This window comes from Pseudoalteromonas tunicata, assembly GCF_002310815.1.
Taxonomy (GTDB): Bacteria; Pseudomonadota; Gammaproteobacteria; order Enterobacterales; family Alteromonadaceae; genus Pseudoalteromonas; species Pseudoalteromonas tunicata.
Genome location: NZ_CP011032.1, coordinates 3860948 through 3874593 on the forward strand (window position 1 = coordinate 3860948; position 13646 = coordinate 3874593).

At 39.4% G+C, this 13646-nt stretch carries 12 protein-coding genes; 2 read left to right on the plus strand and 10 right to left on the minus strand.

The annotated features are described in order from the left end of the window. The first annotated feature begins 16 nt into the window (after positions 1 to 16). The gene (locus PTUN_RS17475; RefSeq protein ID WP_009839005.1) at positions 17 to 2047 is read left to right on the plus strand and encodes a winged helix-turn-helix domain-containing protein; all 2031 of its coding nucleotides are present in this window, start codon (positions 17 to 19) and stop codon (positions 2045 to 2047) included. A gap of 78 nt (positions 2048 to 2125) precedes the next feature. Here PTUN_RS17475 and PTUN_RS17480 read toward each other — a convergent pair whose 3' ends face one another. The 7 genes from PTUN_RS17480 to PTUN_RS17510 all read right to left on the minus strand — a co-directional run bounded on the left by PTUN_RS17480 (position 2126) and on the right by PTUN_RS17510 (position 10093). After that, positions 2126 to 2977: a D-hexose-6-phosphate mutarotase gene (locus tag PTUN_RS17480; protein ID WP_040643992.1), complete on the minus strand. Its 852-nt coding sequence runs from the start codon at positions 2975 to 2977 to the stop codon at positions 2126 to 2128. A gap of 137 nt (positions 2978 to 3114) precedes the next feature. Continuing rightward, complete coding sequence (glsB, locus tag PTUN_RS17485; RefSeq protein WP_009839003.1) at positions 3115 to 4032, minus strand: glutaminase B; 918 nt, start codon at positions 4030 to 4032, stop codon at positions 3115 to 3117. Between the two features lie 85 nt (positions 4033 to 4117). After that, positions 4118 to 7690 carry a sensor histidine kinase gene (locus tag PTUN_RS17490; protein WP_009839002.1) on the minus strand — a complete coding sequence of 1191 codons (3573 nt, stop codon included), beginning with the start codon at positions 7688 to 7690 and terminating at the stop codon, positions 4118 to 4120. 202 nt (positions 7691 to 7892) lie between these two features. Then, complete coding sequence (locus tag PTUN_RS17495) at positions 7893 to 8144, minus strand: hypothetical protein (RefSeq protein WP_009839001.1); 252 nt, start codon at positions 8142 to 8144, stop codon at positions 7893 to 7895. 37 nt (positions 8145 to 8181) lie between these two features. Beyond that, on the minus strand, positions 8182 to 8385 hold the full coding sequence (locus tag PTUN_RS17500; protein WP_009839000.1) for a hypothetical protein: 204 nt from the start codon (positions 8383 to 8385) through the stop codon (positions 8182 to 8184). A 307-nt stretch (positions 8386 to 8692) separates the two neighbouring features. After that, entirely contained in the window at positions 8693 to 9655 is a 963-nt protein-coding gene (locus PTUN_RS17505; protein ID WP_009838999.1) for an alpha/beta fold hydrolase, read from the minus strand. Between the two features lie 27 nt (positions 9656 to 9682). Next, the gene (locus tag PTUN_RS17510; RefSeq protein ID WP_009838998.1) at positions 9683 to 10093 is read right to left on the minus strand and encodes a nuclear transport factor 2 family protein; all 411 of its coding nucleotides are present in this window, start codon (positions 10091 to 10093) and stop codon (positions 9683 to 9685) included. A gap of 216 nt (positions 10094 to 10309) precedes the next feature. Here PTUN_RS17510 and PTUN_RS17515 point away from each other — a divergent pair, with 216 nt between their 5' ends. Then, complete coding sequence (locus PTUN_RS17515; protein WP_009838997.1) at positions 10310 to 10882, plus strand: TetR/AcrR family transcriptional regulator; 573 nt, start codon at positions 10310 to 10312, stop codon at positions 10880 to 10882. 85 nt (positions 10883 to 10967) lie between these two features. Here the strand turns inward: PTUN_RS17515 and PTUN_RS17520 are convergent, their stop codons facing one another. The 3 genes from PTUN_RS17520 to PTUN_RS17530 form a co-directional block, all read right to left on the minus strand. Next, positions 10968 to 11249, minus strand: a complete 282-nt coding sequence (locus tag PTUN_RS17520; RefSeq protein WP_040643990.1) for a DUF3718 domain-containing protein — start codon at positions 11247 to 11249, stop codon at positions 10968 to 10970. Between the two features lie 162 nt (positions 11250 to 11411). Continuing rightward, complete coding sequence (locus PTUN_RS17525; RefSeq protein ID WP_009838995.1) at positions 11412 to 12095, minus strand: response regulator; 684 nt, start codon at positions 12093 to 12095, stop codon at positions 11412 to 11414. Then, the gene (locus PTUN_RS17530) at positions 12095 to 13528 is read right to left on the minus strand and encodes an ATP-binding protein (RefSeq protein ID WP_009838994.1); all 1434 of its coding nucleotides are present in this window, start codon (positions 13526 to 13528) and stop codon (positions 12095 to 12097) included. Before PTUN_RS17530 ends, PTUN_RS17525 begins: the two co-directional genes overlap by 1 nt. Between the last annotated feature and the right edge of the window lie 118 nt (positions 13529 to 13646).

Genomic DNA, 13646 nt, shown 5'->3' on the forward strand with positions numbered 1-13646 from the left:
GGTAAACAGGTGTGATATGACAGCAGAAAAACAACAAGAGCACACTTCGTCACAGGTAAAAGATGAACTTTTACATGTTCAATTTGGCGATTTTATTTTTGATCTCGGCCAAGATGAGCTCATCCATCATCATTCACGCGCCATCACAAAATTAGAACCGCAAGTTTCGCAATTACTACACCTTTTTGTAACCCACCCCGCGGAAGTATTAAGTAAAGAATATTTACAAGACACGCTGTGGCCCAATACCATAGTCGAACAAAATAGTTTGTATCAACTACTGACTAAAATTCGCCGTTTATTAAATGACTCAAGCCGCTCGCCTCAATACATTAAAACGCTGCCTAAAAAAGGTTACTGCTTCATTGCACCGGTTACCCGCTATAACCCGCAAGCCAAACCCATCAATGACAGCGTAATCAACAATACTAACGTTTCTGAGCCCAATTATCTTTGGCTTTGGTTAGTACCAGCCCTAATCATTTGCTTTAGCGCATATGCCTTTTTTAGCCAGTATGATGTCGCTCCCGAAACGCCTCAGTATCAATTGCAAGATGTGAGCTATGAGCTAGGGCTTGAGTCTGATGTGGATGTGCATATCAGCGAAAACTTAATGGCCTATGTCAAAGATATTTACACCCTGCATATATCCAATAAACAAGGGCAAGTACTACATCAACTCAACTCCCCATATCGAGTGGCCTTTCCAACATGGCAAAGCACTGGCAGTTTGCTGGCGTATTGGCGCTATAAAGAAGATCAGTGCGAATTGTTTATTATGACCCCGCAAGGTGCGCAAAATCACCAAGCGCCATCGATTGCATGTGAGTCAGCCATTCGCCCCGTATGGAAAAGCAGCGATGAATTAGTGTTAAGTGTGTTACAAAAAGGCCAACTGACTCCCTATTTATATCGCATTAGTCAGCAAGATTTAGTCAAACTCCCCCTTTCAATGCCCAGACAATCCATTTATAAAGGGGCGGTCAAAGTGTGGAATGGTGACGTTTTTTACCTCCTCAATCACGCCAACCACCAAAGTAGCTTAATCAAACTCAATGGTGAAACCGTCATGAACTGGGATTTTCCGGTTTGGCTTGCCGCTTATAACCCCAAAACTCAGGCAATTATCACTAATGACAGCAGCCAGCGCCACGCCTTAGTGGCAACTCATTTAGATGGCCGCCAATATGAGGTTTATCAAACGGCTCAAGGCCTGTTTACCAATGTATCTATTGATCAACAAGGAGACATTTATACTGCGATTGAAAGCTGGCAAGTTAATATTCGTGATAAAGATCAACTCCCTATTTTTTCAACCTCGAGCATTGATTACCTTCCAGTCAGTAATCGCTTAGGCGAAACCGCATTTATGTCACGGCGCAGCGGCGTATGCGAAGTGTATTTGCATGCCGACAACCAAGTGGTGCGTTTATCTCATCACAAGGGATATGAATACGTTCAATTTTTAGAATGGCGCCCCGACTTATCGATGCTGTTATCCAATCGGGATTTAGATTTAGCCTTGTATGACAGACAAGGCCAAGTGTTGCAATTTACCACCGAACTTAATGAAAAAATTCGTAATATTGGCTGGTATAACAACAATACGGTGTACGCATTTGATGGTCAGCAACTGCATTTTTATAGCTTGCAAGGCCACCTCATCAATGCCATCCACCTTGATGCGCAATTTGTTTATTTTGATGCGCAGGCAAAGCGGTGGTTACGACTTAAAAACCGCATTTTATATAGCCAAGATGATTTAAATAGCACAGGCACAGAACTCGCCAAATTAACCACACAACAAACAAACCTGTTGCATAACATTCGGCTGAAAAATAATACCCTGTATTGGCAGTCATCTTGGTCAAAACAAGACTATATTTGGCGTTTACCACTTGAAGCGGGGCAAGATGCTAACATCGTTAAACAAGGTAATTTAATTTGGCACTTTGATATTAGCCCCTATGAAGAGCTAACAATTGCTAAAATGGAAGCACTCGAAGGTGATATTAAGCGCCTCGTTGCGACATCGATAAAACCTTAATTTTAAAAGGTGAAATTTTAAAATCAAAATAAAAAAGCCTTTAAATTAAAGGCTTTTTTAGTACAAAATTTAGGAAAACTAAACCCAATAAACGATGGTACTTAAACTGTGGCTTTCACCGGGTGCCAGCACAACTTTATCGTCCATCACATTGCCCGCTTCAAGACATAACATGGTTTTATATTCGTCATCAGCAAAGTTAGACAGCCGCTTGGCTTTATCAATCCAAGGATTCCAAAGCACACATGAAGTAGAATTTTCACGCCCTACCGCAATTGTGCCCTCAGGCGTATTAATATGCTGCATGCTGCCAACTTGGGTATAAACCATATCAGTTTCACGAGCAAAACCAACAACATCGTTTTGCGCAAATGGACCTTCACCAAACTCAATAAATTGTGAACCTTGCAGTCCATCTACCTTAGTGGCAGTAATATCTGACGTTGGGAAATAAGTGTGCAAAGCTTGCGTTAATTCAATTGGTTGAGAATCTAAGTTGGTATTTATCAGCGTTACTTTTAAAACATCTGATAAGTGAAATACCACTTTTAATGCGCTTTTATACGGCCAATAAGTTTTATCTATTTGCGCCATTGGTAACGATAAAATAACTTCGGTGTACTCGGCATGTTCGTTTACTTCTTCAGCTCGCCAAAGATTGGTGCGCGCCACACCATGAATAGGCCAATCTTGGTTTTTACACACGCCAAACCAAGGCCAACAAATAGGAATACCACCACGCAACCCTTTACCCTGTTGGTAATCTTCATCTTGCGACATCCAAATTAATGGCGGCTTATTTTTTGGTATAAATGACGCAAGTTGCGCACCTTGTAAAAAAATGGTGGCACTACAGTGCTCACTTTCAATGGCGAGATATTCTAAATCCGTATCGGTTTGCATAATTGTTACACAAGGAGAAAGTTTCATAAGGCATCCTTTTAAAATGGGTCAGTGCAAAACAAACATTAGGTCCGATTGTGCCGCTAACATTAGCAGACAACAAGCATTAGTTAACACTGTGATTTTTATTCATGTTGAGCGACATTTAAAATAGCTTTTATAATTTACAACATCGAAATATGTAACTTTTCGGCCAGCAACTCAAGCGCATATAAGCCTGCGACCGAATTACCAAACTCGTTTAATTCTGGCGACCAGACACATACGGTAAATTTACCCGGTACTATGCCAATAATACCACCTCCAACGCCTGATTTTGCAGGGATCCCCACTCGAAAAGCAAAATCACCCGCGGCATCGTACAAACCGCTGGTAAACAATAATGAATTTACTTGCTGAGTTTGTTTTGCGCTCAACATTTGCCGCCCACTTTGCACACAGACACCTTGATTCGCTAAATAACTAAACGTTTTTGCCAGCTCTATACTGCTCATTTCAATAGCGCAATAACTAAAGTAAGCCCGTAGCACAGTATCAACATCATTATCAAAATTATTAAACGACTTCATTAAATGCGCCATGGCAGCATTACGATGACGGTGTTGGTATTCAGAATCAGCGACTTTTTTGTTGATCACCACTTTATCGTTAGCACTTAATAAACGCGCGGTTTCAAGCATATTAAAAACAGGCGCAGAAACCCGACTAACCAGCGCATCACAAACCACTAATGCACCAGCATTGATAAAAGGATTACGAGGAATACCGGTTTCAAACTCAAGTTGCGCCAAAGAATTAAATGCCGTACCTGAGGGTTCTTTACCAACACGACGCCAGATCTCATCACCATGATGCTGCATTGCTAAAGTGAGCGTAAGCGCCTTAGAAACCGATTGAATGGAAAATGTAGCGTGCGCATCCCCTGCAGAAAAGGTTTGACCATCAACCGTATGAATTGCGATAGAAAATTGCTCGGCAGGCACATCTGCCAATGCGGGAATATAGTTGGCCACCTTACCTTGACCAAAACAGCAACGCGCTTGTTGACTAATCTGTTGCAAAATATCATTAAACTGCGGCATAACGGGGTAAATTTCCTAACTCACTTCTTAAATCGACAGCCACAATAGCAAGTTTCAATAACAAAAAACTATGTAAACGACGTAATTATTTTGATTTTTTCTCTACGATAACTAATGGCAACCGCATTTTAACTTCAATACCATGCCCTTGAGTGGAATAACATTTTATTTCACCTTGAAATAGCTGAGTAACCAGATTAAATACAATGTGCATACCCAGTCCGCTTCCTCCTTGGCTGCGTTTAGAAGTCACAAAAGGTGAAAATACCTGATTAACCATTGCTGGCGCCATACCCAAGCCATTATCAAAATAATATAAATGAATTAATCCTTCGTACGCACTGATTTCAATACGAATTTGACCATGATCTAGACCTTCAAAACCATGAATCACTGAGTTATTAATTAAGTTAGTAAATATTTGATGCAACGCCCCAGGATAAGTATTAAATAGCAATTGTTCAGGGCCATTAATTTGAATTTTAATGTCTTTATTTTTCCAAAGTGGTTTGAGCGAATACACCACATCATGTAAGTATTCGGTTAAATTGATTTCTCGACGAGCTTCTGAACTTTGATCGACCGCTATTTGTTTAAAACTCGAAATTAACTGATTTGCCCGATCTAAATTTTTCATAATCAAGGTATATCCATTACCTTGCATTTGAATTGATTCCTCTAATTCCGACTGTTTTAAGGTTTTTTGCTCCAACTTATTTTTTAGGCTGGTTAAACAATCTTGGTTATACGAAATTGCTGTGATAGCAATGCCCAATGGCGTATTTATTTCATGAGCAACCCCAGCAACTAAGCTTCCTAGTGATGCCATTTTTTCGCTTTCGATCAGCTCCTGCTGCGTCTCTTTTAATTGGATCATTGCATGCTCAAGCTTTAAATTCTTGCTCGAAATTTCTTGGGTACGCATTGCCACTTTTGCTTCCAGTTCATCGTTGAGTTTTTGCAATGTTGCTTCGTGCCGTTTTAACTGATTGATATCTTTTAGAGCTCCAACAATACGAATTGGTTGGCCATTTTCATCTCGCTCAATCACTCGTCCTTTATCAAGCACCCAAACCCAATTATCAAAAAAATCTTTAACTCTAATTGCAACTTCATAGCTATCAATCTGATTTTCATTACATTGCGTAATCTTTTGTTGCAAAAGCCCTCGATCATCTGGGTGAACAAACTCCCCACTTAACCCCTCCTCCAGCTCATTGTTTGATTTACCAAAATCAATTCGAGCTGCCACACAATAACGATGCACTTTACGATTAGGCACATCCCAATCCCATAACTCATCACCACTTGCCCACAACGAAAGTTCAAGACGTTGCTGCAATTGCGCCATAGCTAAATTATCAGCCACAACTTTGCGATACATTCGCTGTTTTCGTATCACAAAAAAACTTAACAACATTAGTATGCTAGCAAAATAAAAGAATTGGCTGGTTTTGTTCCACCACCAAGGGGATTTCAAAAACAATGTTAAGGAATGAATATCAGACTGATTACCAAATTGATCTGTTGCATAGGTTTCTATTTGATAATCGCCAGGTGGTAACTTTAATAAGTTGATTTGCCGATTACCTTGTTCCAGTGCAAGCCAAGTATCTGATAACCCTAAAATGCGATAGTAATACTGTAACTGCTGAGCTGAAGAATAAGTTAACGAGGCAAAACGAAACGACATAATATCCTGATAGTAATCAAGACTTATATTGGAAACTCGCTCAACCGGCTCAGAAATTAAGGCGTTATTGTGAGTCGGACTGATAGTTTTGCCTAAAATCGAAATCTCCGTCAGTACAATATTGGCAGGCTGTAAGTGCGCGGCAATAGTATTGGGGTAAAACTGATTAAAACCCTGAGAACCCCCAATAAAAACTCGCCCATCAGGAGCTAACCAAACTGCACCAAAATTATATTCAAGCCCTTGGGTACCATCAGCTTTAACATACGTTTCGTAGCTAAAATCTGAGGTGTTAATTCGAATTAAACCTCCACTTGTACCCAACCAAACACTACCTTGCTGGTCATATACTAAAGACCAAATAGCATCGTTTTTTAAACCATTTGTACGATCAAAGGTTTTAATAATTTTAACTTGCTCGCTCACCACATTTAGACCTACTTCACTTGAAGCCCAAATCCTATTTTTAGTATCAACACTCAGCATAAACACTAAATTAGACAGCAGCCCTTGCTCAGAATCTAAGTTATATAATTGTCCCTGGTGAAATTTAAATAAGCCCTGCCCTAGAGAACCAAACCATAAGTCACCGTTATGTACCAACATATCAGTTACTTCGTCTGGAGGAGTTAATTGCTGGTCGAAAAAAGGAATCAGAGCTTCTAATTGCGGATCGTATTTTAAAATACTATTACTGCGAGTACTGACTAATATCTGGCCATTATACTTTTGCAAACGATTAAAAACTAAAGTGGGTGCATTTTGGTGATGCACAGAGTAAATCTTAATTTCTTGGTTTTTTATATTGAATTTAGCGACACCATCACCGCGCGTGGCTACCCAAACATCATCACCATCACGCAAAATAGACGATACAAATGAGCTGTTAATAGCACTAAATTCTGGGTAAATATCTTCAACTTTAGCGAAGCCTTTACCTGCAAAAATATAAATGCCACGTGTGGTTGCTATCCAAATTCTTTCTTGCGGATCGGCCATAAAGCCGCGTACATCTGGGTTACTAAGTGGTGCATCAGGATAATTAAACTGGCTAACATAGCCCAACTGCTTGATATGTGATTTTAAGAAGTTAACTCCACCTGATTCGGAACCAATCCAGAGGTTATCTCTATTATCGAATGCTAACGATAAAACCATATCATCAGCCAAACTGTCGCTTAACCTGTCGTTATGATAATAATGTGACGCCTGTTTTCCCTCTAAGGTAAAACTTTTCACTCCATCATTCGACCCAGTCCAAATGATCTGATCATTAAACGCTAAACTATGAATAATATTACTTTCTTTATTTGAAATAGCTCGTTGCCATAATAATTCAAACTCAGCACCATCTTGATAGACCTGTAAAATCCCATCTTGGCGGCCAATTACCAGCTTTTGCTCTGCCACTAACAAGCTTACTGCAGCGTCGGTGGTCAATTGCATAATATGCTTATCGCTTACGCGATAAACATAAACCCCTTGGTAAGTCGCAAAAAATAAATTATCACCACTGAGGGCTAGATGATTGACCTTGTTATTTTTTTGAATATCAATAAGTTGAATATCAAGTGTGCTCGCATTTAAATAATACCCACCATCACTTTGGGTGCCGACAAAAACGACATCGGCACTGCAAGCCAAAGTAGTCACTTGATCGGATGGTATATCCTGCTGATAACGTTTGAGGAAAGATTTAAACAACCCAGTTTTAAAATTATAAAAGCTTAACCCTGTACTCGTACCGACCCACAAACCTTGATTAGGAACCACACATAACGCATTTATAAAGTTACCAGCGAGGAAATCTTTACGCTCAGGCACCGCAAAAAATTGCTTAAACTCATAGCCATCAAACCGATTTAAACCAGCCTGCGTGCCTAACCAAATAAAGCCTGTTTGATCTTGTGCAATTGCAGTAACCGATACTTGGCTTAAACCTTCTGTATGCGTGTAATTAGACATAGTCTGATGGACCTGTTCAAAAACAGGCAAATTAGCCGACGCACCAAAACTAAAAAGTAGTAAGAATAAGCAAACGAATTTCAAGCGCTAACAGCCAGAAAACGAACAATTTTATAAGTGTAGTAGAAATAAAATAACCAATCGGAAAAATATTAAGCACCGTTATTTACCTCATTAAGGAGTAAATTAGGTCACTTTATATTTAGTCACACCCACCACCAGAGTCACCGCCTGAATCACAACTGTTATCGCTTGATGAAGAACTCCATATGGTGCTGTCTGAATCTGTATGTGCACTTGAAGATCCGCTACCACTGGTTTTAGACATAAAAAAATAAACCAACCCAATGATAGATAAAACAAAAAAGCTCGGGATCCAATTTCCTGATTGAAATCCCGCAAGCAAAGTAATGGTTGCAAAAATAAAAGCCAAGAATTTAAAAAATGTTTTCATGTTGTTTTCTCACAAATAAAATCAGCCACTCTGAAGGTTAGAGTCTATTTGCTAAATTAATAATTTTTTGGTGGCAAAAGCGGCTGAGCCGGCTGTGTTCAAAATAGCCCAGCAGAATGAAAAAAACAGCTAAAAATAATAAACTGACAGCGACTAATACTAAACCATGAAATAAAAAATTCATTGCAATGACCAAAAATAACATAGCACATAAACTATCAATATTGAGTTCTTTTGACATAACCAATCCCACAATCTCATTTAAAATCAAGAATAAAAAAGACAACCTAATAATGCAGATAGATAGAAACTAACATCTATCTGCATTAAATCCCATGCTTAGTGTTCAAAGGTTATAATCAGTGATTCAAGGTAAAAAACGAGTAAGGCAATGCATAAGATTACCTTACACATGGCCCTAAATTGATTGGAAAAAGTAAAAATCAGTTTTTCTACTTTATTAAAATCGAAAAATCTAGCCCAAGCCTATGGCTTAATATTCAATCTCAATAGCAGATAAAAGTTTTATCATCTGGTGTTCCGGTTATTTACTCCATAAAATTTAAAATCAGATCAGCAATCACATCACCCTCTTCTTCAAGTGCAAAATGACCTGTATTGAGTAAATGAAACTCTAGATTTTTCAAATCACGCTTATAAGGGTGAGCACCACTTTCTGGGAAAATATAATCGTTTTTCCCCCACACTAATAATGTTTTAGGTTGGTATTTTCTAAAATATGCCTGCCATGCCGAATATAAAGCAGGGTTACTGCCATAGGAGTAAAAAAGCTCTAATTGAATTTCTTTATTGCCCGGGCGGTCAAGCTTAAGCTGATCAATTTGCCACGTATCAGGGCTAATCGCAGCCTCATTACGCGTGCCATGCGTGTATTGCCATTTTGTTGCATCAATAGTAAGAAGTGCATCGTTCAACACCTTTTTATTCCCTGCTGATTTATCTTGCCAATAGGCTTTTATCGGCTGCCAAAAATCACCTAACCCTTCATCGTAAGCATTACCATTTTGAATAATTAACCCTTCAATGCGTTCAGGATGTGCAGCAGCAATTCGAAATCCAATTGGAGCGCCATAATCCATAACATATAAGGTGTATTTATCCGCACCTACTTTAGTCAAAAACTCATTAGTAATTTTTGCCAAATTATCAAAGCTGTATTCAAACTCGTTAATAGCAGGCATAGAACTATTACCAAATCCTGGATAATCTGGCGCTATGACATGATATTGCTCAGCAAGTTTAGGAATTAGATTACGATACATGTGTGATGACGTTGGAAAACCATGTAGCAGCACAATAGTTGGTGCTTTTACATCACCCGCTTCACGATAAAAAATAGTCTGCTTGGCGACTTCAATCGTTTTAAATTCAGTCACTGTTTGTGCCGAAGCCGCTTGGCTTAAAGTCAGCGCTAATGTTGTAGCCCCTGACGCCTTAAATAAACGTTTTACACTTGGTGATAACGATAAAGAAAATGAGTTATGTTGCATAATTTTATTCCTGTATAAAATTTTAAATTAAAAAAGGGTGCGATCTGTTACCGCGATCTGAATTTCGTTGATGCTCGCCTCCCGATGCGTCATCAAACCGGCGCTATCAAACTGCCAATGCTCCAACCCATAAGCACGATGCCACTGCCCATCTTCAGCTTGATACTCATATTGAAAATCAACCGCAATACGATTGTCTGCAAAACAAAAAAGCTTTTTCTGCAATCGATAGTGGCGTTCTTTTTGCCATTTTTTCGTTAAGAACAACTCAATTTCGAGACGACCCGTTACAAAATGATCACGATTGCGCCACTGCGAATCTTCGCTGTAGGCCAAAGCGACTTTGCTCGGATTTTGTTCATTCCATAAATCCTCAGCACGCTGCACTTTGGCTGCCGCACTGGTCAAATCAAATGGTGGTATTAATGCTTGTTTCATCTATCACGCCTCAAAGGTCAACCAATCTGTCTACATTCAAGGTAGACAGATCTGTATTAATTGTCAAAGCCTATTTTTGAAAAAAAATTAATCTTCAGATAGCAATATGAAAAATAAGAATTAAAAAATTTTAAATTCAAATCTTTATTTGAGCTGGCTAAAACCCGCTTTTGATGGTAAACATATCGGTATAGTTTAAAGTTGTAGGATAATAAAATGCCGGCCTTATCAAAACGCGATCAACTCGTTGAGCATGCCCTTAATTTATTTTATCAACATGGATTTCACGCCACTGGTATTGATCTTATTATCGCCACCGCACAAGTCTCGAAAAAAACGCTCTATAATCACTTCAAGTCTAAGGAAGAGCTCATAATTGCGACCTTAGAAAAGCGCGACCGTGATTTTCAAGCGTTTTTAATCACTGAAATTGAGCAACGCGCCACAGTGCCAATTGAAAAATTAACAGCAGTATTTGATGTATTAGATTTGTGGTTTAATCAGGCATCGTTTTCTGGTTGCATGTTTATTAATGCGTCTGCCGAATACCCCTTGTTTAACGATCCCTGTCATCAAGTGTGTTCCCTACATAAAAAAGCCATCGCAAACTATATACTCTCGCTGGCACAAGCAGCCAAATTTCAGTATGCAGAGCGCTTAGCCAAACAACTTATGCTGATTATTGAGGGCGCGATTGTTGAAGCGCATGTCAATGATAATAAACAGGCTGCGAAAGAAGCTAAAGAATTGGCGCTTTTAGTAATAGGTCAGTACGGCTTAGCCGTTTAGGCTCAATTTTCCAAAACAAAAAAAACCTGCCAATGGCAGGTTTTTTGGTTGGATACTTCGTAGGATTTGGTTGGGCGTTGCGGTTTTATTGGAAACGCGCTAACTTTTTGGCTATTTGAGTTGCACCATGTTCTTTAGCAAATTTAGCAATACTAACGCCATTGCAATGCACGCTTTTTGCTACATCTCGAATTTCACGTTGCTGCTGGCGTAAAGTACGATAAAACTGACTCGTATCGCCCGTAGCTGCAACCATGCAAAGGTTTGTTTCTAGACTGTTATTCGTTGCTTCAAAGCTAGCCGCATTTACACTTAGTGTAGCCATGGTTGCGATTGAGGTGATTACTGCGATAGTTAATTTTTTCATTTTCATTCCCTCTTGTTGCTAAGCGGTTTTTAATTTTAAGTCGTGCTTTTCATTTCGTTGGAATAAAGATTAACTAGGTCTTGAGGAAGATAATTTAGCAAAGTGATAAAAGGTCAATCGCGGTGACATCAGGTCAAAGCAGCGGATAAATGCGCTCTCGCCTTATTCTATTTTATAGCCAATACCATAAATTGAATGCAATAAAGCCTCTTGCCCCTGCTGAGATAATTTGTTGCGTAGGTTTTTAATGTGACTATCAATCGTACGAGCGCTGACAATCCGATCATCTAAATAACATACCTGCATTAAGCTATCGCGAGAGTGAACTATTCCAGGGCGAGTGATTAAGGTATTAAGTAAACGAAATTCAACCGGAGTCAATTCCACTTCAACTCCTGCTATCTGACACTGAAATCGCGATAAATTGAGTAATATAACTTTGTATTTAGTCACTTCTTCATCATTTGCTGTGGCGGGTATGACAGCGGTTCTGCGTAAAATTGTTTTTACTCGCGCTACCACCTCACGTGGTAAAAAAGGCTTGCAGACATAATCATCTGCACCAAACTCTAAGCCCATTAAGCGGTCAATTTCATCGACCCGAGCAGTGAGCATTAAAATAGGCACATTCGAAAACTGTCTGACTTCTTTACAAATTGTGAGGCCGTCTTTATTAGGCAGCATTAAATCTAAAATTACAAAATCAGGCTGTTGATTTTTTATCTGTAAAACAGCGTCGGCACCATCATGTATTGTGGTTACTTCAAACCCATCTAGTGTTAAAAAGTCGACCAATATTTGCGCAATCTTAACTTCATCTTCTACAACTAGCACCTTGGTTGCCATTACTTAACCCTCGACATCAACTCTACCGTGATATGCAGCCCGCCTAATTTTGAGGGCGAAGCATAAATTCTACCGCTATGTGCCTGAACAATATTCCGCGCGATGGTCAAACCAAGCCCTGCACCGCTGGCACGGCGGGTACGTGATACATCTTGTCGATACAAAGGCTCAAAAAGTAATTCACACTCTGCTGCGGATACGCCCGGATTGCTGTCTTCAATCTGCAAATAAATTGTATCTTTGATTTGACTCAAACTAACTAAAATAACCCCACCATTATCTGTGTAAGCAATTGAATTAGAGAGTAAATTCATCAGCAATTGATCAAGACGAAGGGTATCTCCTTGCAGGATTAAATCAGTTTGGCTATCGAGCTGTAAATTAAGTTGCTTTGCTTCAAATTGAGCACTCAAACTAATTAGTATTTGTGCTAACCGACTCGATATATCTACGCTGGAAAATTGATATTTTAAGCCTCCGATATCCGACAGTGAAAGTTGATATAAATCTTCCACCAGTCGATTTAAACGTAATGTTTCTTGCTCTAATGACAGTAACTGCTCAAGATCAAAAGGCCTAATCCCCGCTTTAAGTGCTTCAATTTCACCACTTAAAATGGTTAGCGGAGTACGTAATTCATGAGAAATATCTGCCTGCCAACGATTTTTAGCACTACGATTTTGCTCTAACGTCATCGCAAGCTGATCGACATCACGCATTAGACGATTAAGTTCATCATCTGTTTGTGGCTCTTGGTATTGCAACCGTGGGTTAAAATCGCCTTTGCGCAAAGCAGCAATAGCCGCAACTACTTGATTTATTGGATTAAGCAATAATCGAGTTAACCAAATCGCCAAGGAAGCCGCTAAAATGAGGCAAACAAAACCAATCACTATACTGGTCAACAATTGCTGCTGCGCAAATTCGCTTGCTTGTGGAGTATCAAATTTACGTTTCGGTAAACTTCTAAGTTCCGCAATCTGCTGATTATTAAAATAAAGCGGCGCGACTATTAATTCACCCTGATGGCGATCTAAATCTGCCCCCACCAACCATTGTCCATTAATATCAAATAAGGCTGTGGGTGGTCCAAAAGGATTACGCGCAGGCAGAGGACGCTTTCTCTGTGATTGCTGAGGTTGATTGTGAGGAGCTTTGTTTAATATGTCTTCCGGTAACATGCCCGCATTGGCACTATGTTGCTGCAACATATTACGAAATTGTGGCGGTCTCAGGCTACGCCAACTTTCTCCATTGGCTTGATAATGCTCAACTAAATCATGGCCAACACGCTGTAAGCGTTCTTGCTCTAACGCATTGATGTAATCCAAAAAGCCCTGCTCAAAACTCCACCTTGCCAAACTTAATGTAGCAATCAGAACCAAGGAGGTTAGGCCAACAAAGGCAATGGTGAGTTTTTTCGATATTTGCATTAATCGAGTATAACAATCGCCTTAAACAACACAAATAGGATGCTGTAATTTAAGGAAAACTCCACAGAAAATGCACATTGTTGATACTTAAAATCAGATCCTCGTTAAGCAGAAAAAA